The sequence below is a fragment of the Pandoraea anapnoica genome, from assembly GCF_902459765.1.
In the GTDB taxonomy this organism is placed as follows: domain Bacteria; phylum Pseudomonadota; class Gammaproteobacteria; order Burkholderiales; family Burkholderiaceae; genus Pandoraea; species Pandoraea anapnoica.
Genome location: NZ_CABPSP010000010.1, coordinates 1 through 22,929, shown reverse-complemented (window position 1 = coordinate 22,929; position 22,929 = coordinate 1). Strand labels below are relative to the sequence as shown.

Sequence of the window (22,929 nt, the reverse complement as noted above, 5' to 3'; positions counted from 1 at the left end):
GCACGCAAGAACGATCAAATGGCCATCGCAGCGTTGCCCTATAGTCACGCCGACACGTTCTCGGAAATGCCATGCATCCGGTTGCCAAAGCACTCTGGTTTATCGAAGTCCGGTTGGGTGACGCGCTGACGCTCGATCACATCGCCGACGCAAGCGAGATGACTCGCTTCTCGCTCTCACGTCTGTTCTCCGTCACGACCGGATGGCCGGTGATGCGATATATGCGCGCCCGTCGTCTGACTCGTGCGGCGTACGCGCTGGTCGACGGTGCGCCGGAGATCCTTGGCGTAGCGCTGGATGCCGGTTATGGCTCTCACGAGGCGTTCACACGCGCGTTCTCCGACGCTTTCGGCATCACGCCCGAGCAGTTGCGCGCGCGTCGTCACCTTGATGGTTTGAGACTCGTGGAGCCCCTTCGTATGAAAGAAATTGAGTTCGTTACCTTGCCCGCGCCGCGCTTTGAGACGCCCGCGCCCATGTTGATTGCGGGCATGAGCGACCGGTTTACATTCGCCACCAACGAGGGCATTCCCGCGCTTTGGCAGGCCTTCGGTCCTCATATCGGCCACGTGCCGGATCAGGTAAGCGATGTGACGTACGGCGTGTGCTGCAACCCCGATGGCGACGGTGGATTCGAATACATCGCCGGGGTGGAAGTGACGCGTCGTGATCGCTTGCCCGCGTCGTTCCGCTGGGTGGAGATTCCGTCGGTACGCTTCGCCGTGTTCGAACACAAGACGCACATCTCCACGATTCACAAGACCGTCTACACGATCTGGCATCAATGGCTGCCGCAGTCGGGTCTGCAAGCCGCCGACGCGCCCGACTTCGAGCGCTACAGCGCCGATTTCGACCCTGTCACCGGCACGGGAACGCTGGAGATCTGGATACCGGTGCTGGGGTGATGTGGGGCGAATCCACGTCAGAGCTTCGTGGCGTAGGTCGCGATGAATGTCGGCATGAACCGGTCGATGACAAAACGCGGATTCGGCTGCTCGTCTTCCAGAAAGCCTTTCAGTAAAAATCCCGCTTCGAGTTGTCCGGCGATCTGCTCGCTGAGGCTGTGACCGAAGACGACCGCGTCGCCAGCGGCTTGCCTTGCGGCGAGTTCGTCGCGTGTCAGATCGCGGACGTCCGAATACGGCACTTTGAAGCGCGGGCGAATGATGCCTTGCTTCGCGTCCTCGGGATTTCGGTCGGCGACGAAGACCACCGGATTAAAGAAGCTGCTGAGCAGTCGACCGCCCGGGCGAAGTACGCGGAAGCATTCACGCCAGACAGGGCGAATATCCGGGACGTATTGATTCGATACCGGATGGAAGATGATGTCGAATGAGGCGTCTTCGAACATCGAAAGATCGCGCATGTCGCCTTGCAGCGTCGTGAGCGTCAGGCCATCGCGTTGCGCGACCATGTCGTCTTGGGCGAGTTGCGCGCAGGAGACGTCCAGCACGGTGACGTCCGCGCCCGCCGCGCTAAGCACCGGCGCTTGCTGACCACCGCCGGATGCGAGGCACAGCACGCGAAGACCGCGAACGTCATCCGGCAACCAACCGGCAGGCAGCGGCGACGGCGTGAGATGCACACGCCAGGCACCCTTGCGCGCCGCTGCGATAACGTCGGCACTCACGGGACGCGACCATTCGCATTGTTTCGCCGACTGGCGATCCCAGGCGGCGCGGTTGTGTTCTACGACATCAGGGAATTGGGGGTTTGATTCGGGCATGGTGTTTTCATCAAAACAAAAAGCAATGCGCTCGCGTAACAGGTAGCGAGAGGGCGTGATGCAAAAACGCATCCGGCATTACTTGTTCATTCTGATGGACTCCGGCCGAAAGGAAGGGATATCGCGTATGTTACTCGCTTTCGATACGCCACATCCTTAGGAAACGAGAGAGCGCTGCCATTTGGGACAGCGCTTCTTTTGTTGCGATACGAACGTCCCGATCAGATCACGCCTTGCGCCAGCATAGCGTCGGCGACCTTCACGAAGCCAGCGACGTTGGCGCCGTTGACGTAGCTCACCGAGCCATCGGCACGACGGCCGTGGTGCAGGCAGACTTCGTGGATGCTTCGCATGATGTCGTGCAGACGCGCATCGACTTCCTCGCGTGGCCACGAGATACGCATGGCGTTCTGGCTCATCTCAAGCCCTGACGTCGCGACCCCACCGGCATTGCTGGCCTTGCCCGGCGCATACAGAATTCCGCGGCTCTCGAAGCGCTTCGCAGCTTCGTTCGTCGACGGCATGTTGGCGCCTTCCGCGACGCAGATCACGCCGTTCCCGATGAGCGTTTCGGCGTCGTCGGCGTTGAGTTCGTTCTGCGTGGCGCAGGGCAGCGCGACGTCGACCGGAATGTGCCACGGGCGCTCGCCTGCGAGGAACTTGATGCCCGTGCGTTTGGCGTAGTCGCTCACACGTCCGTAGTGATGGTTCTTCACGTCCATCAGTTCGGCGAGCTTCTCGCTGGTGAAGCCGTCTTCGTCCACGACGGTGCCGCTCGAATCCGACACGGTGACAACCTTCGCGCCGAGCGCCATCGCCTTCTCCACGGCGTACTGTGCGACGTTGCCAGAGCCGGAGACGCTTACGCGCAAGCCCTCGAAGCTGCGCCCAGTCTGCTTGAGCATTTCTTCTGCGAAGTACACCGTGCCGTAGCCGGTGGCCTCGGGCCGAATCAGCGAGCCGCCGAAGGACAACCCCTTGCCGGTAAAGACGCAATCGGCGCGGTTCGAAAGCTTCTTCATCATGCCCGCCATGAAGCCGACCTCCCGACCGCCGACACCGATGTCGCCCGCAGGCACGTCGGTATCGCTGCCGACATGACGGAAGAGTTCGGTGACGAATGCCTGACAGAACCGCATGACTTCGCCGGGGCTCTTGCCCTTCGGGTCGAAGTCGGAGCCGCCTTTGCCGCCGCCCATCGGCAGGGTTGTGAGGGCGTTCTTGAAGGTCTGCTCAAAGGCGAGGAATTTCAGGATCGAGAGATTGACGGACGGGTGGAACCGCAGCCCGCCTTTGTACGGACCTATGGCGGAGCTGTGCTGAATGCGATAGCCGCGATTGACCTGCACGTCGCCATGATCGTCGACCCACGAGACGCGGAACATGACAGTGCGCTCCGGCTCGACCAGACGGTCCAGCAGACCGTGCTCGGCGTATTTTGGATGTTGCGATATGAACGGCCAAAGGCTTTCCATCACCTCCGTGACAGCTTGCAGGAATTCCGGTTGGCCGGGGTTGCGCTCGGCGGTGGAGCGCAAAAAATCGTCAAGTGATTGATATTTCATCTCGGATGCCCATCGATGGTGCTTATTCTTGTGCAGAGAAAGTATTTTGCACCAATTAGGATCGCGATATGATCGGAAAACAAAAAAATCAGGGGAAATACGGTGGTTTGTGCTGTGATTCGATGCAGTGCAAAGTAATTGTGCTGATTGACAGCGATTTACCTAATTGACTCCATACATCGATTCTTCACGTCCCTTCTTCGCATCAGTGCTTTGGCTGTGTTGTTGATGTCCGCAGTTCTCGAATATCTCTCTGTGTGAATCCGACGCCATCAGGCGTCTGTTTGATCGCTGGTGTCCCCCACTGGCCCATTACCAGGAGCGAGCGCAATGGCAGAAACTCTCATCAAGGTCGACCTGAACCAATCCGCCTACGAAAACGAGCAAGTCCACAACCGTTGGCATCCGGACATTCCAATGGCCTGCTGGGTCAAACCCGGCGACGACTTCATTCTCGAAACCTACGACTGGACCGGCGGCTTCATCAAGAACAATGACAGCGCGGACGACGTTCGCGACATCGATCTTTCCATCGTCCATTTCTTGTCGGGTCCCGTCGGGGTTAAAGGCGCGGAACCCGGCGACCTGCTCGTGGTGGATCTGTTGGATATCGGCGCGAAAGCGGACAGTCAGTGGGGATTCAACGGTTTCTTCTCGAAGACAAACGGTGGCGGATTTCTGACGGATCACTATCCGCACGCACAGAAATCGATCTGGGACTTTCACGGGCTATATACGAGTTCGCGCCACATTCCGGGTGTTAATTTCGCGGGGCTGATTCACCCGGGATTGATCGGTTGTTTGCCGGATCCGAAGTTGCTTGAAACGTGGAATGCGCGTGAGACGGGTCTGATCGCAAAGGAACCGCAGCGGGTGCCGCCGCTCGCGAACCCGCCGTTTGCTGCGACCGCGCACATGGGGAAATTGTCGGGAGCGGCGAAGGAGAAAGCGGCGGCATCCGGTGCGCGGACAGTACCGCCGCGCGAACATGGTGGCAACTGCGACATCAAAGACTTATCGCGTGGCTCGAAGATTTTCTTCCCGGTGTATGTGGACGGGGCAGGGCTGTCTGTTGGCGACCTTCACTTCAGTCAGGGCGACGGAGAGATCACGTTCTGCGGCGCGATTGAAATGGCTGGCTGGGTGCACATGCGCGTGAACGTCATCAAGGGCGGGATGCAGAAGTACGGCATTCGCAATCCAGTGTTCCAGCCGAGTCCGATCACGCCGACGTATAACGACTACCTGATCTTTGAAGGCATCTCTGTCGACGAACACGGTGGACAGCATTATCTGGATGTGACAGTCGCCTATCGTCAGGCGTGTCTGAACGCCATCGAGTATCTGAAGAAGTTCGGCTACTCGGGTGCGCAAGCGTATTCGATTCTGGGATGCGCGCCGGTGCAAGGGCATATCAGTGGTGTGGTCGATATTCCGAATGCTTGCGCAACGCTCTGGCTGCCCACGCAGATCTTCGACTTCGATATCCGCCCGAACGCCGATGGCCCGGTGAAGCATGTGAAGGGCGGGGTCGATATGCCGTGTTCGCCGGATTTGGCGAAGTCCTGATACGTCGAACGTGACGGAGATAGCAATGCCGATATACGACTTCGAATGTGGGAGCTGCGGGACGTTTGCGGTGATGCGACGGATTGCAGATCGCGACGCCCCGTGTCATTGCCCTGAGTGTGGTGGAGAGGGAGCGAGAGTCATCACTGCACCAGCGCTGGCGTTGATGGGGAATGCGAGCCGGACGGCGCATGCGACGAATGAACGCGCTGCGAACGCACCGAGGCAGTCCGGGGATGGGGCGACGCCGCGGCATCGGGCGGGGTGTAGTTGTTGCTCGGGCGGTTCCGGAAAAGTCTCTTTAGCGACAACAGGCAACGAAAGCGCATCGAGCCTCAAACGACCGTCCGGCAGACCATGGATGATTAGTCATTAAGACGTCTGCCGTACGCGTCGTCGGCGTTCGAGCCGGTACAAACCAACGGCCCCGGAAGTGCCTTCACTTCCGGGGCCGTTTTCCATGCAAAGCCTCCATCCACACCGTCAGTGCCCAAGCGCACTCGACGCGTGCATGAGTTTGCGTAGGGTATGCGTGTCGATTTTTTCGATTGTCGGAAAAAAAATGGCTGCCTACCTTCCCACCACCGGTCGACGAACCGGGAGCGCACGCACATGGATTGGAGACCCGGATGAGAAGAAATGCGGTATGCCTCGTTGCATTGTTCCTAATGTCGACGCAAGCGATTGCGCAGTCGAACGTCACGCTGTATGGCGCGATCGACGAAGCCATGGTTTACGCGAACAACGCTGGCGGCGGCAGCGTCGTGCAGATGCTGGACAGCTTTCACTGGAACACCGTATTCGGCATTCGGGGAACCGAGGATCTCGGCGGCGGTTTGAAGGCAGTGTTCGATCTCGCGAGTTACTTCAACCTATCGAACGGCAAGCAGTTCAGGGCAGACACTTTCTTCAGTCGTAGCGCGTGGGTCGGGCTGTCCAAGGAGCAATACGGCACGCTGACGTTCGGCCACCACAACGACTTTTCGGTACTGCTGCTGACCAATTCGCCGGGCTTCAATGCCACGTTTTCCCAAACGCCCGCAAATGCGGATCACATGGCCGGTGGCTACCTGAACAACGCAATCTCCTATCGCTCGCCGACGGTGGCGGGCTTCACCTTCTCCGGCTTGTATGCGATGCCGGGCGGTGCATCCGATACCTATAACCGCGGCCGGGGGCTGAGCTTCGCTGTCTCGTATGCGGGCGAGCAGCTGCGAGCCGCCATCGCGGCGACCAAGATCAACGGCGTGAACTTTACGCCGACGCTCGCCGGGATGAAGTCGTTCCTCGGGCAGACAGTCACCCCCTACCGATCCTTCGCCGTCGATTCGCAGAACATCTATGGCGCGGGCGCTTCGTACAAGATCTTCGACAAGTGGACAGTCGGGATGAGCTTCACCGACGTGGCATTTGCGGGCTTCGGGAAATACGAGTCGATTCGAAGCGCGACGGTTGACGTGATCTACGACATCGAACCGGATCTCAAATTGACGCTGGGATACGGGCGTGACGCACTGGGTTCTGGACGACTCTCGAACTACAGCCTGTTTCTGGACAAGTTTCTGTCGAAGCGCACAGACATCTATGTGGGCGTGAGTCTGGCGACCGCTTCCGGCCCTACCCAGTCTGCAGTGCTATTCCCACTCACGCCATCGACGACGAATCACCAATTTGCCGTAGCGACCGGCATTCGCACCTTCTTCTAGTGGGTCCGGTGTCGGGTCAGGGAAGAAATTCGTCGACTGTTTTCGAAATTTGGAGGGCGTTATGGAAAATGAATTGGCACCCGCTGCCATAAGCGGGGCGAACAACAAAGTCAGGATGAACGATGCGTGGCTAATGGTCCTGCTCTCAACGATTGGCGTCGGGGTGTGTAGCACGTCGACGATCCTGATGACCGCAGGCGTGTTCATCAAAGCGTTAGGGGCGGCCTTCCATTGGGACCGAGCGCAGACATCTATCTCGCTCTCGATCTGCGCGCTGAGTCTCGCTGTCGCAACGCCGGTCGTGGGGTCGCTGATCGATCGCTTCCGCATTCGGCCGGTGCTCGTGACTTCGCTGCTTTTGTACGGTGCGACGGTGGTGGCGTTGCCGTCGATGATCGTGTCGTGGGGACTGGCCGGGTACTACGCGGGCTTTCTCATGATTGGCATTCTGAGCGCCGGTTCGAACACCATCGTGTATCTGCGCCTGATCTCTGCGTGGTTCGACCGGTCGCGGGGACTGGCCATCGGCATCAGCATGGCCGGGGTTGCGCTCGGTGGCGCCATTGCCGCCCCGTTGGCAGCAACGGTCGTTCAGCGTTTTGGATGGGCCGCCGGTTACTACGCGCTGGGTGCGATTCCCATCATCGTGGGCGTGCCGTTGGGCCTGTTGTTTCTCCGCGAAGCACCGACGCAGCCCGCCGGGATATCTCCAGTTACCGGGCAATCCAACGTGAGCGGATCCAGCCTCTCGCAAGCGCTAGCCGGGCGTGCCTTCTGGTTGGTGGGTGCCTCAGCGTTTCTGATGGCCGTCGCGATTAACGGCGCGCAAACGCATTTGGTGCCGATGCTGCTTGATCGCGGCGTTGCACTCTCGTCCGCGGCACTCGCGACAACCGTTCTGGCGGTGGCCGCGCTCATCGGTCGAGTCGCTGCGGGCTACTTGTTCGACCGCGTGTTCGCCCCCAGGGCTGCGATAGCCATCTTCGCGCTGTCATGCGTGGGCTGCGCAGGTCTGCTTGCCACGAACACGCCGATGTCCGTGTATGTGTGTGCCGCGTTGCTTGGGTTTGGCGCGGGCGCAGAATCGGACCTGCTGGGATATCTGATCAGCCGCTACTTCGGGCTCGCTCACTTCGGCAAGATCTTTGGCTGGGTGTTTGCCTCGTTCATGACGGGTTCCGCCGTCGGTCCGGTGCTGTTTGGCATGGGGTTTGACGCCGCCGGAAACTACGTAGCCCCCCTCTATGGCGCATGCATTGCACTGGTGGTCGTCTGCGCACTCTGCGCGTTGCTGCCGCGCTTCGGATCGACAGCGAAAGTCTCGTCGGAGGGCGTCAGTTAACGAGATCCAACGCGCGACTACCTCTCTACGCATGACCGCACGTGCGGCAAACGCGTCAAAAAAAGCGTGCATGGAAGTTTGACACTTTGCATACAGTGCACAAAACTACTTGCGTTTATTGAAGCGTCCTTATCGGCCGATGGCGCCGGCAGATCGCATCGCATTCCGGAGGCAGGATGAACGAAGTTGAGCTTGAGGCGCGCATCGCGTCGGCATTGCGCGCCGCCTATAACGACGGTCCGATTGCCCCGTTTGCCTCATATGTGGCGGGCAATATCGATGCCGCTTATCGCATTCAGGACCGCAACACCCACCACGCGCTGGAGATCGAAGGGCGGCGTATTACCGGACGGAAGATCGGCCTGACATCGACGGTGGTTCAGAAGCAACTTGGCGTCGATCAACCCGACTATGGCGTGCTCTTCGACGACATGGCCATCGAAGATGCTGGCGTCGTCAGCATGGCAGGTCTGCTGCAGCCAAAGATCGAGGCAGAGATCGCGTTTGGATTCGCTTCCGATCTCGATGAACCGGGGCTCAATCTCCGGGAACTCGCCAGCCGCATCGAATGGGTTGCGCCAGCGCTGGAAATCGTTGATAGCCGCATCGAGGCATGGAAGATCGGCATTGTCGAAACGATCGCCGACAACGCGTCTTCGGGGCGGTATGTGATCGGTCGTAGGAAACCGTTCACTGCCGCAGTCGAGTTAGTCGATTGTCAGATGCGTATGTGCGAGAACGAAAGAGAGGTCTCCGTCGGTAGCGGTGCTGCCTGTCTGGGAAATCCGCTGTCGGCAACACTCTGGCTGGCAAAGAAGCTGATCGAGGTCGGTCGCCCCATTCGCTCCGGAGAACTGGTGCTGAGTGGCGCGCTCGGACCGATGGTCAACGTGCAACGCGGCGCGGCGTATTGCGCCTCGATCGACGGTCTGGGCGACGTGTCGGTCCGGTTCAGCCTGAGCGCCTAGTGCTGTCACCGGGGCTTGGCTTGTAAATTTGGAGATTGGTTTGCCATATTTGAATCATCACGATAGCTGGCTGTATTACGAAGTTCACGGCAATGGACCGCCCGTCGTCCTGCTGCACGGCGTCGGAGGAAACCACGCCAGTTGGTTCCACCAGGTGGCTGCGTGGAGATCGGAATTCACCGTGATTCTGATCGATGCGCGAGGCTTCGGTAAATCGACGGACGCAGAAGTCGCGGGACGTAGCGAATTCACCAACGACCTCGTTGCCGTTCTGGACGAGCTTGATCTGCAACGTGTCGCCTTCGTGGCGCAATCCATGGGGGCCGGGACCGCTATCGACTTTACCTGCCGCTTTCCCGAGCGTGTGTCGTCTCTTCTGATCGTCGACTCGCTGGTCGGTATTCAATTGCCGGAGCCCATCGCCTCGCAGATGAGCGAAGTGCAGCGCGCTGCAGGCGGGCTGTCGCAGGCGGAAAGGGTGTTAGGCAAGTCGTATTTGTCGGAATCGCCCGCCATGACAGAGTTGTACCTGCAAATCGCGGGCTTCAACACGTACACGGTGAAGACACTGAACGGGGTTCAGACGTCGTACTCGCCGCAGCAGATCGCCGCGTCCGGCGCCCGTATCGGATTTGTGGTGGGCGACGAAGATGTCCTGTTTCCCGCAAGCATCGTGTCGGACGTCTGCAAGCACTTTCCGCGCGCTGAGCTGATCACGTTACACGGTGCCGGACATTCTGCTTACTTCGAGAGGCCCGATGCGTTCAATGCGCGCGTCGGGGCGTGGCTGCGCAAGGGCTTGGCCGCAACATAGGCACCACTCATCGTATGGGTGGTCATGATCGTGCAACGCCTTCGTCCAAAGTGTTGCGGTAGAAAAGAGCGTTTGCGGGGTTGATCTTCGTCTGACCTGCCGGGGGGCGGTGTTCAGCAGCGAAGGTCAATCTCGCGACGCGCCTGAGCGGAGTCGATAGCCGGTGATAAGGCAGACAGTGACGATAGCAGGTCGACCGCTGCCGGATGCCCGGCAGCGCTTGCGCGACCGAATCTACGACGCGATTCGCGATTTGGTGGAACAGGGAAAACTCCAGCCCGGTCAACGTCTAACCGAAACGCACCTTGCGGCGCGGTTCGGTGTCTCCCGGACACCCATTCGGGAAGCGCTCTTCCAGTTGGCCCGTGAAGGCCTTCTCGAACCGTTTGAACGGGGCTACGGTCTTCGCGAGATGCCGATGTCGGGCGTTCTGGCGCGTCTGGACGTCAAGCACTTACTCGACCCCGCGATGGCCGTCTACGCCGTCGAGACAGCGTCTCCCGCGCAGGTCGAGCATCTCTGCCAATTGGCACGAAACGCCACGACAGCGCTGGGTTCCGACGCGTCGCCGTTCGCACTGGCCAGCGGACTCCATCGACTACAGAAGGATCTGATCGCCGCGTGTTCGAACCCGGTCCTCGCGCGGTGCTGTGTGGCCGCAGAAGACGATTTCCTTGCCGCGCGCCCCTTGTTGTTGCGCGGTAAAAAAGGCCGATCAATCACAGCAGACTATCTCGACGGGCTAATGGCGAGCTTACATGCGTGCTGTTCGGAAACGGCGGAGTCCGGCGCGCGTAACTACATCGCCCGACTCATGGATTGGTGTCGGGAATCCGGCACACTCCCCGGTTGAACGCTCAGGCAGCCGCCTTCGCTTTTTTCCGTCGAGCCGGGGCGCGTTGCGCTGCCTCGGCGTGCGTTTCTATCAGCATCTCGACATATTCCTTCGCGGCGCGGCCAGCACCTTTGACGTCACGCGCACGGATCGCCTCCAGCAGCAGCCCATCGCGGTGTACGGAAATAGCCCGGTTCGCCGCGTCCTTATAGTGCTCATTGCGAACCAGCAGGAACTGGTCTTCGAGCACCGCGCATACCCGCGTGAGCGCCGTGTTATGGCTCATTTCAAGCAGCGTTGTGCGGAACTGGTGGGCCGCCGCGACAAACGGCGTGAACTTCGACATCTCGGCTGCCTTCTTCATCTTTTCGTAGGCTTGCGTCAGCGTATCGATCTGTTCGTCGGAGCCGTATCGGGCCGCGTGTTCTGCCAGCGGCGGATCGAGAAGCAAACGGACTTCCATTCGTTGCAGAAAGTCGCGCGGCGTATCGGTCATGAGCGAGTAGCCACGATCCGTGCGCACGACCAGACCCTCGCGCGCCAACTGAAACAGCGCTTCGCGCACCGGCGTGCGAGAGACGCCGTAGCGCTCGGCAAGCTCCACTTCGACAAGTCGTGAACCCGCCGGGAAATTCCCCTCGTACAGATCCTCCCGCAGCAGCTGGTAAATCTGATCGCGGAGTCGATCTCGTTGTACGACTTTTCGGGTGGTGCCCATGGCGCTTTCGGAGAGGTTATTTAAGAGGGATTCTACGACGAAATAGCGTGAAAGAACGGTTCCATCCGCGTGCGAAATCGCCTTTCGTCACGCATTCGGTCCGCTCATGCATGAGGGTTCCATAAATCGTTTGTTGCCAAAAAAGTGCAGCACTACGATGCCAGGTACGTCGAGAAACGAGCGCAGATTGCAACGATCCGTCGCAATTCATTGCATACAGTACACATAGAACACGCCCCGGAGAGACAAACCATGAGTGAACAGGCCCATTTTGTGGACGACAGCTTGCTGGACAAGGTGCCGCGCTGGCGCAATTACCTCGCGGCCAAGCTGGGGTTCAGAAACCATTGGTATCCGGTGAAGCTGTCCAGCGATGTCCTTGAAGGAAAGGTCACTCAGGCCAAGGTGTGCGGAGAAGAGATTCTGCTGAAGCGGGTCGACGGCGAAGTCAAAGCGATTCGCGACCGCTGCGTGCACCGTGGCGTCAAGTTCTCCGAGAAGATCGAGTGCTACACCACCGACACGATCACCTGCTGGTACCACGGGTTCACCTACAAGTGGGACGACGGCAGGCTCTGCGACATTCTGGCGTCGCCGGACAGCAAGGCCATCGGTCGACGCCACGTCAAGAGCTACCCGGTTCAGGAAGCCAAGGGGTTAGTGTTCGTTTTCGTCGGCGATGAGGGATTCGAGACGCCGCCGCTTGCTGAGGACGTGCCGCCCACGTTCCTCGACGACGACCTCGAACTGCATTGCGCGATCTACGAAGTGGAATCGAACTGGCGCGTCGGATGCGAAAACGGGTTCGACGGTCTGCACGTCTATATCCATCGCGCCTCCGAACTCGTCCCCGACACCAAGCGTTCGCTGCCGATCGGGCACCTTGCGAAGTCCGGGGAAGTCGAGGTGCATGAAGCGCAAGGCATGCCGAAGGGTGTCTACGACGCGTTTGCAAACCACACCAGCATCTGGGAAGGGAAGGTGGATGGCGAGGTGGTCGTCGCCGGTACGAAACGCGTATCGGATAAACCCACGCGCACGACGGCCGCTTCGCTGTGGATGCCGTGCGGACTGCGCGTCGACGATTTCCCCGATCAGGACATCACCCAGTTCGAGTTCTACGTCCCGGTGACGGAGTCGAGCCATCTCTACGTGATGCTGGTCGGAAAACGTGTCGCAACGAACCAAGAGAGCGCGGACTTCAACCACGAGTTCTGGAATCGCTGGAAGCCGATCGGCTTCGAGAACTTCAATGCGCAGGATGTTCAGGCCCGCCTCGCGCTGCAGAAGTTCTACAAACGCGACTCGGCCTGGCTCGACGAAATGCTGATCGAAGGCGACTTCCCCATCATCAAATGGCGGGAGCTGTGCCATCGACATGCGCGCGGCATTCAAAAGCCGGAGCACCTGTGAGCGCGGTGCGCCACAGCGAGAGGTCAGCCATGAAGCAGACACAGTGTAACGAGCCGCTGGTGATCGTCGGCGCGGGTATTGCGGCGGTTTATGCCGCAGAGAGCGCGAGGAAGGCCGGGTTCGACGGACGCATCGTCATTTGCGGCGACGAACCCGAATCCCCTTACGACCGTCCTCCGTTATCCAAAAAGGTGTTGCAGGACGCTGACGAGTCGGCACGCATTTCATTGCGAGACAACGCCTTCTACGATGCGCACAACATCGATCTGCGTCTCGGTAACGCCGCGCAACACATCGACCGTCTCGCCCGAACGGTGACGTTCGCCGACGGCGCGACGCTCGCCTACGGCACGCTCGTTCTGGCCACCGGCTCATCGCTGCGCACCTTGCCGCGGCTCGCGCCGGCCATGAACGGCGTGTTCTATCTTCGGCAGATCTCTGACGCGATAGCGCTGCGCGACACGTTGGCACAAACGCGCAAGCTCACCGTGGTCGGGGCAGGCGTTATCGGTCTCGAAGTGGCCTCGGTCGCCAACGGTATGGGGATCGACGTGACGGTGCTCGAAGCTGGCAGCCGTCCCATGGCGCGCGCGACGTGTGCCGAGGTTTGCGATTTCGTCGTCGGCGAACACGCGCGACGCGGCGTCGACATTCGTACTGGCATCACGATTCATGACGTCACCGACAGACCTCAAGGCTACCGTCTCGCGCTTTCGGACGGCGGCTGCCTGGAAGCGGACGCGGTGGTTGTCGGTATCGGCGTCGTCCCGAACATCGCACTCGCAGCGGCAGCCGGGCTTGACGTTTGCGACAGTGGCATTTGTGTCGACGGGCAGGGCAGAACGTCCGACGAACATATCTATGCAGCGGGCGAGGTGGCGTTCCATTACAACGCCCGGGCCGGTCGCTCGGAGCGGCAGGAGAACTGGCATCACGCAGTCTCCCACGGTGAGCATGTGGGCCGGGCGATAGTGTGCGGTGCGCCCGACTATGACGAGATCAGTGGGTACTGGTCCGATCAATACGACTTCAGCCTCCAGTCCTTCGGGAATCCGATTGGGGACCATAACGTCGTCCGGGGCGATCCGGCGACGGGCTCGTTTTCCGTCGTTCATGTGAAGGACGACATCGTGGCCGGTGTCAGCTCAGTGAATGCCCCACGGGAAATGCGCGTGGGCAAAGCGCTTGTTCGCGCTGCGGCCCGCGTGCCCGTTGCCGTCTTGCGGGATACCACCGTCGATCTGGCCAAGTGGTCGTCTGCCACACGGTAAGGACAGCGATGAGGATCCTGTTTTCAATGACGGGCAAAGACCCCGGACCGTGGCTCTCCGCCCTTCGACAAGCTTTGCCTGATGCGGACATCCGCGAATGGGCCGCCGGCGACGTCGAGCAGGCCGACTATGCGCTCGTATGGAAGCCGTCACCGGACGTCCTGCGACATCGCGCGGGACTCAAGGCGATCTTCAACATGGGTGCGGGGGCCGATTGGATTCTGGCGCTGCTAGCAAATCACCCTGAACTGGCGCACGACGACATCCCCATCTATCGAATCGAGGATGCCGGAATGGCGTCGCAAATGGTCGAGTACGCGACGTACGCCGCGCTTCGGCATTTTCGACGCTTCGATAGCTATGAGCGCCAGCAACGCGACGGCGTCTGGGAGCCACTCGCGATTCCCGCCGCTCGCGATTTCAAGGTAGGTGTGCTCGGTCTGGGCAGTCTTGGTGCGGCTGTCGCGCGTCACCTTGCGTCGTTCGGCTTCGACGTCCGGGGCTACAGCAGGTCGCCGAAGTCGATGGAGGGTGTGGCGTGTTTTAGCGGCCGCGAGCGCCTGACGTCGTTTCTGGATGGTGTGTCGGTGCTGATCAATCTGCTTCCCAATACGCCGCAGACGAACGGCATTCTGAACTCGGAGACGTTCTCAAAACTTGCACGGGGCGCGCATGTCGTGAATCTGGCGCGTGGTGATCATCTGATCGACGACGACCTGCTCGAAGCCATCCGGCAGGGGCAGATATCGGGCGCGTCGCTTGATGTGTTCACGCGTGAGCCGCTACCGATCGACCACCCGTTTTGGCGGGATCGAAGAATCAGTGTTACCCCGCATATTTCGGCGCTCACACGAATGGAAGAAAGCGTCGAGCAGGTCGCGCAGAAGATCTATGAGGTTGAGCTTGGCAAGGTTCCCACCGGCAGGGTGGATGTGTTGTACGGATATTGAACGGAACGGGTAAGGCTTATGGAAAAGAAAGTTTTCTTGTGTCGCAAGTCGGATGTGCCGGGCGAAAGCGTGATTCAGGTCTGCCCGAAAGAAGTAGATGACGGACTCGCCGTGTATCAGGTCGACGGAAAGTTCTACGTGACGGAAGACCTCTGCACGCACGGCATGGTCGCGCTGTCCGGCGGCGATCTTCAGGGCACCACCATCTATTGCCCGCTTCACGGCGGCGCCTTCGACATTTGTTCGGGCGATGCCGTGGAAAAGCCGTGCACGACGCCGCTCAAGACTTACCGCGTGGTGGTGGAAGGTGACGAGATATTTGGCTTGATCGACTGACGTTCGATCTGAAGGTCGCGTCAGGTAGCGTCGGTTCAATTTAGGAGGGGATACGCATGTTCAGCAAAGAAGATAACGAGAAACTGTGTCGCGTGGGGCCCGGCACGCCGATGGGGAAGACATTCAGGAATATGTGGATGCCGTTCCTGATGCCGGAGGAACTTCCGGGACCGGATTGCCCGCCCATCCGCGTTCGCCTGCTGGGTGAGGACCTCATCGCATTCCGCGACACTCAAGGCAAGATCGGCCTGCTCGACCGCTATTGCCCGCATCGTCGCGTCGATCTGTTCTTCGGACGCAACGAGGAATGTGGTCTGCGTTGCGTGTATCACGGGTGGAAGTTCGACGTATCGGGCGCAGTCGTCGATATGCCTGCCGAGCCGGAAAACACGCGGATGAAAAACGACACGCGGATCAAAAGCTATCCGGTGATCGAGTGGGGTGGGGTGATCTGGGCGTATATGGGTGATCCGGCGCAGATGCCCGATCGTCCGCCAGAGCTTGAATGGGGTCTGGTGCCACCCGAGTTCCGCTTCATCACGAAGCGTCTGCAACGCACCAACTATGCGCAGGGTGTGGAAGGAGGGATCGATTCCAGTCACGTCGGGATCCTGCACAGTCATCTCGACGCCGAGCATCCCGAGTTGCCGTTCCGTCAGCGACAGATCTCGCCCAATCTGTCGATTCCTTACCTCGCGTCGGATACGGCGCCCAAGTTCTTTGTCCGTCCCACCGATTACGGCATGGCGATTGGCGCCCGACGCAACGCGACCGACACGTCCTACTACTGGCGCGTCACGCAGTTCCTTGCGCCGTTCTATACGATGATTGCCCCCATCAAGGAAGGCCGTGCGTACATGGGGCACGCATGGACGCCGATCGATGACGACAACTGCTGGGTGTTCACGATGACGTGGAATAGCGATCGTCCGTTGAGCCAGGAAGAACTGGATCACGGAGCGGTCCACTCGGAAGTCATGGACGACGGCTCATATCGCCCGCTTGTCTGCGCCGACACCGACTACGGCATCGACCGGTTGCGCCAGCGATTGCATAGCTCGACGGGCATCGAAGGGATCGGCATGCAGGACACCGCCGTCCAGGAGAGCATGGGACCGATCGTCGACCGCTCGCTTGAGAACCTGGGTTCAGGAGACGCCGCTATCGTGGGTTTCCGCAAGGCGCTGCTCAAGCTGGCGACGCAGTTAGAGACGACCGGTGTGCTCGATGTCGCCCACCGCCCCGAATGGTATCGAGTTCGCTCGGCGGCCGCGATTCTCGATCACGGCGTCGATTTTCAGGCGGGCACGTCGGCAGCGACGGCCGTCGTCTGATTCAGCGCGTCGCCCAGGCGACTGGCTTCGTCGATCAGCCAGTCGCACAACTGACGAATCGCTTCGTCTTCCTGTGCCCCTTCGCGGGTCAGCAAATGGTACGCCCCTGCACTCGGGACTTCCACGGGCAGGGGCACGACCAGCTCGTCGCGCCACTCATAATTCTCAAGCACCACCTTGGGCACAAGCGCGACGCCTTTGCCGTCTCTCACTGCCTGAAGGGTGATGAAGAAATGTCCGAAGTCGAGCGGGGTGTCGTCGTCGGGCACCCTCAGGCCATGTAACGCGAGCCAGTCGGGCCACGCGTGTCGGCGGCTCGCCGTGTTGATCAGGCGGTACTGCAAAAGATCCGAAGGCTGATTGATCGGTCCCACCGCGTCGAGCAGATGCCGCGATACGACGGGCACCAGGATGTCCGCGAACAAAGGTTCCACGTACACCTTCTTCCAGTTCTCCGTCATATCGAGATCGATACGGGGCGCGCGCCGATCATATCGCTGCCCCGGCACCTTACCCACGCGTATCGCGACATCGACCTTCTCGCCATGCAGGTTGACCGGATCGATGGACGAGATCAGTCGTACTTCGATATCCCGATGACTCTCGGTGAACTGCGCAAGCCTCGGCATCAACCAGCAGGTCGCGAGCGTCGGCAAAACATCCAGTGTCACGACGCGGTGCGTATCGCGAATGGTGCGGCGCGTTGCGGCCGAAATGATGTCGAGCGCCTGCTGAATCGATCGGAAGTACTCCAGCCCCGCAGGCGTCATCTCAATTTTCCGCGTGAGCCGGACGAACAGCTTTTGTCCAAGAAAACTCTCCAGCAAGCGGATTTGGCGCGAGATAGCACCCTGGGTCAGATGCAACTCCTCCCCGGCTTTGGTGAAGGACAGATGTCGCGTCGATGCTTCGAACGCGCGAAGGGCCAGCAAGGGGGGGAGACGATAGCTCATTTTGCACCACCTGATTCGTTATGCCTGAAGGACACCTTCGACGTATGTCGCTTCATTCAACGCATTACTTAATACACATTCCCGGCGCAGAAAAAATCGTTTGTTGAGGGCTTTGTGTACTCCTACCATCGGAACTCCTATTCGATGGGTCACGCGTATTTCGGCATGTCAGTGCGGACACTGGCGACGGACTTGTCCATTCCACAGCCGATTACGGAGTCGAATGTATACAGTACTCAATGGATTCGATACTAGAGAAAACGCTATGGCAAAAATTGTGATGGGCATCGGTTCTTCGCATAGTCCGACCCTTTTGATGAAGCCGTCTGCATGGCTGGCGCGCGCGGCAACCGACGATCAGAACTTCTTTGTGCTGCATGATCACACCGGCGAACGCGTGAGCTATAGCGAGCTTCTGGAGAAGGCCGACCCCGCGATCCTCGACGAGATTACGCCCGCCAAACTCGAACAGCGGCACGCGCAGAATCAGGCGGCGGTCGCCCAACTCGCGAAGACGTTGAACGACGTCAACCCTGACATCGTTGTCATCATCGGAGACGATCACAAGGAAGTTTTCCATGACGACAACATGCCTGCGCTGTCGGTGTATTGGGGCGAGACGATCCCTTATCGACCGACGGGCATCATGAAATGGAAGTACGACCCCGACCTGGATCAAGAGCTGTGGTATCCGCAAGCACCGGCGGACTATCCGGTGGCCTCGCAATACGCTGAGCGGTTGATCAGGGGCATGATGAACGACGGCTTCGACGTCGCTCAGTCCAAGTACTTCAAAGACCAGCAGGCGATGAGCCATTCCTTCGGCTATGTCTACTACAAGCTGATGACCGGCAAGGCGTTCCCGTCGATTCCCGTCAGCATCAATACCTACTACCCACCGAACAACGTATCGCCGCTTCGCGCCTATCAGATCGGACAGTCGATCCGTCGTCAGATCGAGTCGTGGCCGGAGGATCTGCGCGTTGTCGTGATGTCTACGGGCGGCTTGAGTCACTTCGTCGTCGATGAGGCCTTCGACCGACGTTTCCTCGACAAGCTGGCGGGTGGCGGTGCGGACGTACACGCCGAACTACCGCTCGAAAAGTTGCAGTCCGGAAATTCCGAGTTCCGTTGCTGGTCGGCATTGGCGGGCGCTGTCGACGGCATGACGATGGATCTGATCGATTACATCCCCTGCTATCGAAGCCCTGCGGGGACGGGATGTGCCATGGCGTTTGCGACGTGGTCGTGAGCATCGCGCTTTGAGGCGTGGGTGCCGAATGCAATCCGGCACCTACGTCATGCAACTTCGATCAGTTGGCAGATTCGGACAGATAACCATGCAAGCAAGTCAAAACGAAAAGAGAAAGCGGGTCGGCATCGCAGTGCTCGGCACGGTCGGGAAATCGATCGCGAAGGCACTCGACGAAGGTATCCCTGGCATTGAACTGGTGGCAGTCGCGGCGCGTAACGTCGACGTCGCGAAAGAATGGGCGGCCTCGTTGCACAGTCGTCCCGTCGTTGCCAGCTTTGAAGACATGGCACGGATGTGCGACATCGTGATCGAGTGCGCGCCGGCGCATCTCTTGCCCGAGATCGCGACACCGGCACTCACGCTCGGCAAGCAAGTCGTCGTGCTGAGCTGCGGGGCGCTACTCGACAATGAGATCCTCATCGATATCGCACGCGAACACGGCGGGCAGATTCTCGTCCCGACGGGCGCGTTGCTCGGGCTGGATGCGGTCACAGCCGCAGCCGAAGGTCGAATCACGGCGGTGAACATGGTCACGCGCAAGCCGGTAAAGGGATTGCTCGGGGCACCGTATCTCGAAGCCCAGGGCATCGTGATCGACGCGATTGAGGAGAAGACTCGGGTCTTCGCCGGTACGGCGCGAGAAGCGGCCAAAGGCTTTCCTGCCAATTTGAACGTGGTCGTGGCGCTTTCGCTCGCAGGCATCGGACCGGATCGGACGAAGCTCGAAATCTGGGCCGATCCGACCATCACCCGAAACATGCACACCATCACGGTGGAGTCGGATGCGGCCATGTTGTCGATGTCGATTGAGAACATTCCGACCGACAACCCCAAGACGGGCCGCATCACTGCGCAGAGTGTTCTGGCGCTTCTGCGCAAGATGACCTCGCCGATGCGCGTCGGCACGTGAGGGACGCATGAGCGCTTCACGACGTCCTCCTGTTGAGTTGCACCGGTTGATCAGTGAACTCGTGCGAAATCCTGAACTGGTGGCGCGCTTGCGCGAGGCCCCCGATCAGGTACACGAAGCGTTCGGTGTTCCGGAGGATCAGCGTGCGCAACTAAATGCTGACCCGCGCAAGGCCCTGCGTGATCTTGAGGTGCATCCCAACTTGCAGTTCAAGTACCTCGGCGCACGCGGCCTGTTGAAACTCGCTCCGGCGACGATTTCCCCTTTTCTTGAGAAACGAGGTCCTGACAATGGGTCGGATTGTTAGTGCAGCTGCAACGTCCCATACGTTCGGGGTATCCGAGGGGGTTGAAGCGCAGGCGCAACGCATTTTCGACGGCATCGACCAGATCGGCGAAGCGATCCGCGCATCGAAACCCGACGTGCTGCTCATCGCCACCAGCGATCACCTCGTGAACTTCTCGCTGGACGCTCAGATTCCGATTGCCGTGGGCATCTCGGATGAGTGGATGCCCTATGGGGATCTGGGTGTCCCTCGCAACGCGTTTCCCGGGCATCGCGAGTTCTCCACCGAACTCATTGCCTTCGCGGCGACGCATGCGTTCGATCTGACGGCCGTCGAGAACGTCAAACCCGATCATGGGCTGGCGATGCCGAACGCCATCGTCAATCGTGATCTGGATATTCCGGTGGTGCCCGTCTACATCAATACGGTCATGACACCGGCGCCGACATGCGCGCGCAGTTACGCGCTCGGTAGGACGGTACGGGCATTTGTCGAGCAGGCACGTCCTGACACGGAACGTGTGGCGATTCTGGCGACCGGCGGACTCTCGCATTGGATTTGTTTGCCGGATTCCGGACGCGTCAACGCGCTCTGGGACTTGAGGCTGATGGAGACGATTGTCTCGGGTCGAGGGAAAGAACTGGCCGCGTTGTCGTTCGACTCGATCATGAAAGACGGTGGGAACGGCGGGCTGGAGATGGCGACGTGGGCGTTCATGGCCGGGGCCGTCGGCGAGCGCACCGGGAAGTTGGTCTACTACGAGGAAATGACTGCGTGGTGGACCGGAATGGGGGGCGTTCTCATGGATATGGATGCGTCATGAGTCGTGCCGACATCGGCAACTGAATCTATCTGAACATTTGGAATGAGGGCTGCTAATGAGCTATCCCAATCTGCCTGCTGACATCCAGGCTGCCAGTCGTTTTGTCGACGTGAACGGCATTCGGACGCACTACCTCGATATCGGACGCGGCGATCCGCTGATCCTGATTCACGGCGGTGGGGCCGGTGCCGATTGCTGGGGCAACTGGCACGGTTGTCTTGACGCGTATTCGAAGCATTTTCGCGTGCTTGCATACGACATGCCGGGGTTTGGCCGAACGGATAAGCCGTCGCCGGAAACGTATGCGTACACGCAGGAAAACCGTAATTTGCATTTGCGCGGATTCATTGATGCGCTGGGTCTTGACGCGGTTCGGGTGATCGGGAATTCGATGGGGGGTGCGACGGCGCTTGGCCTTGCGATCACACACCCTGAGCGGGTGAGAAAGCTTGTGTTAATGGGGAGTGCCGGACTCGACATCGCCAATCCAGATCCGTCGTACATCAAGAATTTGCAGGGTTACGACTACACGCTGGAGGCGATGCAGCGGATCATGCGCGCGATGGTGGGTTCGCGACACGTCGTTGATCCGGAGGTCGTTCAGTACCGTCACGAAATCATGCAGAACGACGATGCGCGACAGGCGATACAGCAGATCACCCGTGCCAAGCTGACTTATCAGCGCGAGCAGATCGCGTCGGTGAAAACGCCGACGTTGGTCGTGGGCGGCAAGGAAGATAAGGTGGCCGTGCTGGCAAGAACCTATGGGTATCTGGAGTTGCTCGAGAACTCGTGGGGGTTCGTCGTGCCCCACGTTGGCCACTGGGTCATGATCGAAGCCCCGAGAGAGTTCGCTGCCGTCACGCTCAATTTCTTGCTGGACGATGCGTTTGGTGAGAGTTGATTGAGCTGCACGTCGCTGACGTCTGCAATGAAAAATGCCCCATAAGTTATTCGCTTATGGGGCATTTTTTTGGGTGGTGCTTTTATCGACGGGACATTGTAGACGGACTCATATCCCGAGAAATGCCCCCTTGCTGCAAGAGGCTCTCTAGCCGGTACGGATGCATAACCCGAGAAACCCGGGCCCATAAACTGAGAAATTCCGCTTTTAGCCGCACCGAATGAAGCATGGTTGAAGCCCCAGAAAATGGCTACCCCTTCAACATCTTCTGTCCGCGACACCGAGGACGCGCGAAAAATCGGCTCATGAAGCAAGGTTATTCTAGCCAATTCCCTGGGAGACTGGTTTCCAATTTTGCTACGAGACCGCGTCGGTGTCAGCACACATTTACCAGCCACCGTGCTGTGGTGGGACGTCATCCACAGCATCCCAATGAAAGTCGACTGTCGGGTCTAGCCAGTCGGCCGCGCGTCGAATCCAGGCTGCATCAATGGAGTCGTCTGACGCCACCAGCTTCTTTGACTCAAATTCGGTAGCGAGTGCTCTCAGCCGGCTAGCGCGTTCAAGTTTCGATGCCAATTCTTCAGCCAGCTTCAAGCGTTCAAGCTCGGCTTGACGAATTGCTTCGAGCCGCGCACGTTCCGTCGCTTTGGCCGCGGCGATAGCTCGTTGCTCGGCCAGTATCTCCGCATTGACCACATCTCGAATGACCAGATGACGAAGCCTGCCAACGAACGTCTGAATCTTCGTCTCAATCGGAACCGTTCGCGTGTCCGCCATGCTCGCTTCAGCGTAACTATGCCCGAGTCGGAATACTGATATCTCAAGCTCGTTCGTGGGGTGATAAACCGGGCGCGGGCGGTGCAAGTTGTATCCGAGCCGCTTATTCTCGGCCAGTTGTTCTCGCGTGAGCGGAACGTTCTCCGCCCGTCCCCGTTCTTTTACGCGAAAGGTCAACTTGGCATCCAGGACAGACACATACGCAGGGTCCCTCCCCTTGTCCACGGCAGAAAGTTGATAACCTGCCGCCGACAGCGTCTCGAGTAGCTGGTTCAGCACGAAGAGCGCACGTGACGTGGTTAGTTGTGATACCGACAGGCGCATGAGCCCCGCGCCGTCGCAGTATGGCCAGTCACGAGAGTCTCGCTGCTTGCCTTCCAGCTTCTTTGCAATATGAATCGCCCCGGCTTCCGAGGAGGCCGGTTGGTTTAAGTTAATGCAGGCGCTCAGCGGTGTTTCTGAGTTGCCTGT

General features: G+C 59.5%; 23 protein-coding genes. 18 read left to right on the top strand and 5 right to left on the bottom strand.

Going from position 1 to position 22,929, the window contains the following annotated elements:
* The first annotated feature begins 71 nt into the window (after positions 1-71).
* Positions 72-905: an AraC family transcriptional regulator gene (locus PAN31117_RS16500; RefSeq protein ID WP_150739158.1), complete on the top strand. Its 834-nt coding sequence runs from the start codon at positions 72-74 to the stop codon at positions 903-905.
* Between the two features lie 17 nt (positions 906-922).
* Here the strand turns inward: PAN31117_RS16500 and PAN31117_RS16495 are convergent, their stop codons facing one another.
* Together PAN31117_RS16495 and gdhA are read right to left on the bottom strand one after the other, a co-directional pair.
* Positions 923-1,726 carry a class I SAM-dependent methyltransferase gene (locus PAN31117_RS16495; RefSeq protein ID WP_150739157.1) on the bottom strand — a complete coding sequence of 268 codons (804 nt, stop codon included), beginning with the start codon at positions 1,724-1,726 and terminating at the stop codon, positions 923-925.
* A gap of 221 nt (positions 1,727-1,947) precedes the next feature.
* Positions 1,948-3,291, bottom strand: a complete 1,344-nt coding sequence (gene gdhA, locus PAN31117_RS16490) for an NADP-specific glutamate dehydrogenase (protein WP_150739156.1) — start codon at positions 3,289-3,291, stop codon at positions 1,948-1,950.
* A gap of 330 nt (positions 3,292-3,621) precedes the next feature.
* Here gdhA and fmdA point away from each other — a divergent pair, with 330 nt between their 5' ends.
* The 7 genes from fmdA (at position 3,622) to PAN31117_RS16455 (ending at position 10,543) form a co-directional block, all read left to right on the top strand.
* Complete coding sequence (fmdA, locus tag PAN31117_RS16485; protein ID WP_150739155.1) at positions 3,622-4,860, top strand: formamidase; 1,239 nt, start codon at positions 3,622-3,624, stop codon at positions 4,858-4,860.
* Positions 4,861-4,885: 25 nt separating this feature from the next.
* Positions 4,886-5,236: an FmdB family zinc ribbon protein gene (locus PAN31117_RS16480; protein WP_150739154.1), complete on the top strand. Its 351-nt coding sequence runs from the start codon at positions 4,886-4,888 to the stop codon at positions 5,234-5,236.
* A 253-nt stretch (positions 5,237-5,489) separates the two neighbouring features.
* Positions 5,490-6,566: a porin gene (locus tag PAN31117_RS16475; protein ID WP_150739153.1), complete on the top strand. Its 1,077-nt coding sequence runs from the start codon at positions 5,490-5,492 to the stop codon at positions 6,564-6,566.
* Positions 6,567-6,627: 61 nt separating this feature from the next.
* Complete coding sequence (locus PAN31117_RS16470; RefSeq protein WP_150739152.1) at positions 6,628-7,908, top strand: MFS transporter; 1,281 nt, start codon at positions 6,628-6,630, stop codon at positions 7,906-7,908.
* A gap of 176 nt (positions 7,909-8,084) precedes the next feature.
* Positions 8,085-8,876, top strand: coding sequence for a 2-keto-4-pentenoate hydratase (locus PAN31117_RS16465; protein WP_150739151.1), 792 nt, complete (start codon positions 8,085-8,087; stop codon positions 8,874-8,876).
* A 40-nt stretch (positions 8,877-8,916) separates the two neighbouring features.
* On the top strand, positions 8,917-9,690 hold the full coding sequence (locus PAN31117_RS16460; protein ID WP_174990998.1) for an alpha/beta fold hydrolase: 774 nt from the start codon (positions 8,917-8,919) through the stop codon (positions 9,688-9,690).
* Positions 9,691-9,868: 178 nt separating this feature from the next.
* Positions 9,869-10,543, top strand: coding sequence for a GntR family transcriptional regulator (locus tag PAN31117_RS16455; RefSeq protein ID WP_217429665.1), 675 nt, complete (start codon positions 9,869-9,871; stop codon positions 10,541-10,543).
* Between the two features lie 4 nt (positions 10,544-10,547).
* Here PAN31117_RS16455 and PAN31117_RS16450 read toward each other — a convergent pair whose 3' ends face one another.
* A complete protein-coding gene (locus PAN31117_RS16450; protein ID WP_150739148.1) occupies positions 10,548-11,243 on the bottom strand; it encodes a GntR family transcriptional regulator in 696 nt (231 codons plus the stop codon).
* 252 nt (positions 11,244-11,495) lie between these two features.
* On the opposite strand from PAN31117_RS16450, the gene PAN31117_RS16445 reads away from it, so the two are divergent.
* Genes PAN31117_RS16445 through PAN31117_RS16425 form a run of 5 tightly spaced genes read left to right on the top strand, consistent with a single transcriptional unit; the run spans position 11,496 to position 16,547 of the window.
* Positions 11,496-12,656 (top strand): Rieske 2Fe-2S domain-containing protein, encoded by a 1,161-nt coding sequence (locus tag PAN31117_RS16445; protein WP_150739147.1) that lies wholly within the window; start codon positions 11,496-11,498, stop codon positions 12,654-12,656.
* A gap of 29 nt (positions 12,657-12,685) precedes the next feature.
* On the top strand, positions 12,686-13,927 hold the full coding sequence (locus PAN31117_RS16440; protein ID WP_174990996.1) for an NAD(P)/FAD-dependent oxidoreductase: 1,242 nt from the start codon (positions 12,686-12,688) through the stop codon (positions 13,925-13,927).
* Between the two features lie 8 nt (positions 13,928-13,935).
* Positions 13,936-14,877, top strand: a complete 942-nt coding sequence (locus PAN31117_RS16435) for a 2-hydroxyacid dehydrogenase (RefSeq protein WP_150739145.1) — start codon at positions 13,936-13,938, stop codon at positions 14,875-14,877.
* Positions 14,878-14,895: 18 nt separating this feature from the next.
* Positions 14,896-15,213 (top strand): non-heme iron oxygenase ferredoxin subunit, encoded by a 318-nt coding sequence (locus PAN31117_RS16430; protein ID WP_150739144.1) that lies wholly within the window; start codon positions 14,896-14,898, stop codon positions 15,211-15,213.
* Between the two features lie 56 nt (positions 15,214-15,269).
* Entirely contained in the window at positions 15,270-16,547 is a 1,278-nt protein-coding gene (locus PAN31117_RS16425) for a Rieske 2Fe-2S domain-containing protein (RefSeq protein WP_246189132.1), read from the top strand.
* Here the strand turns inward: PAN31117_RS16425 and PAN31117_RS16420 are convergent.
* Positions 16,511-17,500, bottom strand: coding sequence for a LysR substrate-binding domain-containing protein (locus tag PAN31117_RS16420; RefSeq protein ID WP_150739143.1), 990 nt, complete (start codon positions 17,498-17,500; stop codon positions 16,511-16,513). The two genes, PAN31117_RS16425 and PAN31117_RS16420, sit on opposite strands and share 37 nt — an antisense overlap.
* Positions 17,501-17,816: 316 nt before the next feature.
* Here PAN31117_RS16420 and PAN31117_RS16415 point away from each other — a divergent pair, with 316 nt between their 5' ends.
* From PAN31117_RS16415 to PAN31117_RS16395, 5 genes are all read left to right on the top strand, one after another.
* The gene (locus PAN31117_RS16415) at positions 17,817-18,752 is read left to right on the top strand and encodes a DODA-type extradiol aromatic ring-opening family dioxygenase (protein WP_174990995.1); all 936 of its coding nucleotides are present in this window, start codon (positions 17,817-17,819) and stop codon (positions 18,750-18,752) included.
* Positions 18,753-18,840: 88 nt separating this feature from the next.
* Positions 18,841-19,665, top strand: coding sequence for an aspartate dehydrogenase (locus tag PAN31117_RS16410; RefSeq protein ID WP_150739141.1), 825 nt, complete (start codon positions 18,841-18,843; stop codon positions 19,663-19,665).
* A gap of 7 nt (positions 19,666-19,672) precedes the next feature.
* Positions 19,673-19,972, top strand: coding sequence for a hypothetical protein (locus PAN31117_RS16405; RefSeq protein ID WP_150739140.1), 300 nt, complete (start codon positions 19,673-19,675; stop codon positions 19,970-19,972).
* Complete coding sequence (locus tag PAN31117_RS16400; RefSeq protein WP_150739139.1) at positions 19,956-20,774, top strand: DODA-type extradiol aromatic ring-opening family dioxygenase; 819 nt, start codon at positions 19,956-19,958, stop codon at positions 20,772-20,774. The genes PAN31117_RS16405 and PAN31117_RS16400 overlap by 17 nt, the downstream gene beginning before the upstream one ends.
* A gap of 55 nt (positions 20,775-20,829) precedes the next feature.
* Entirely contained in the window at positions 20,830-21,678 is an 849-nt protein-coding gene (locus tag PAN31117_RS16395) for an alpha/beta fold hydrolase (protein ID WP_150739138.1), read from the top strand.
* Positions 21,679-22,065: 387 nt separating this feature from the next.
* Here PAN31117_RS16395 and PAN31117_RS27185 read toward each other — a convergent pair.
* Positions 22,066-22,929 (bottom strand): hypothetical protein (locus tag PAN31117_RS27185; protein ID WP_174990994.1); only part of this gene is annotated, 864 nt, incomplete at its 5' end.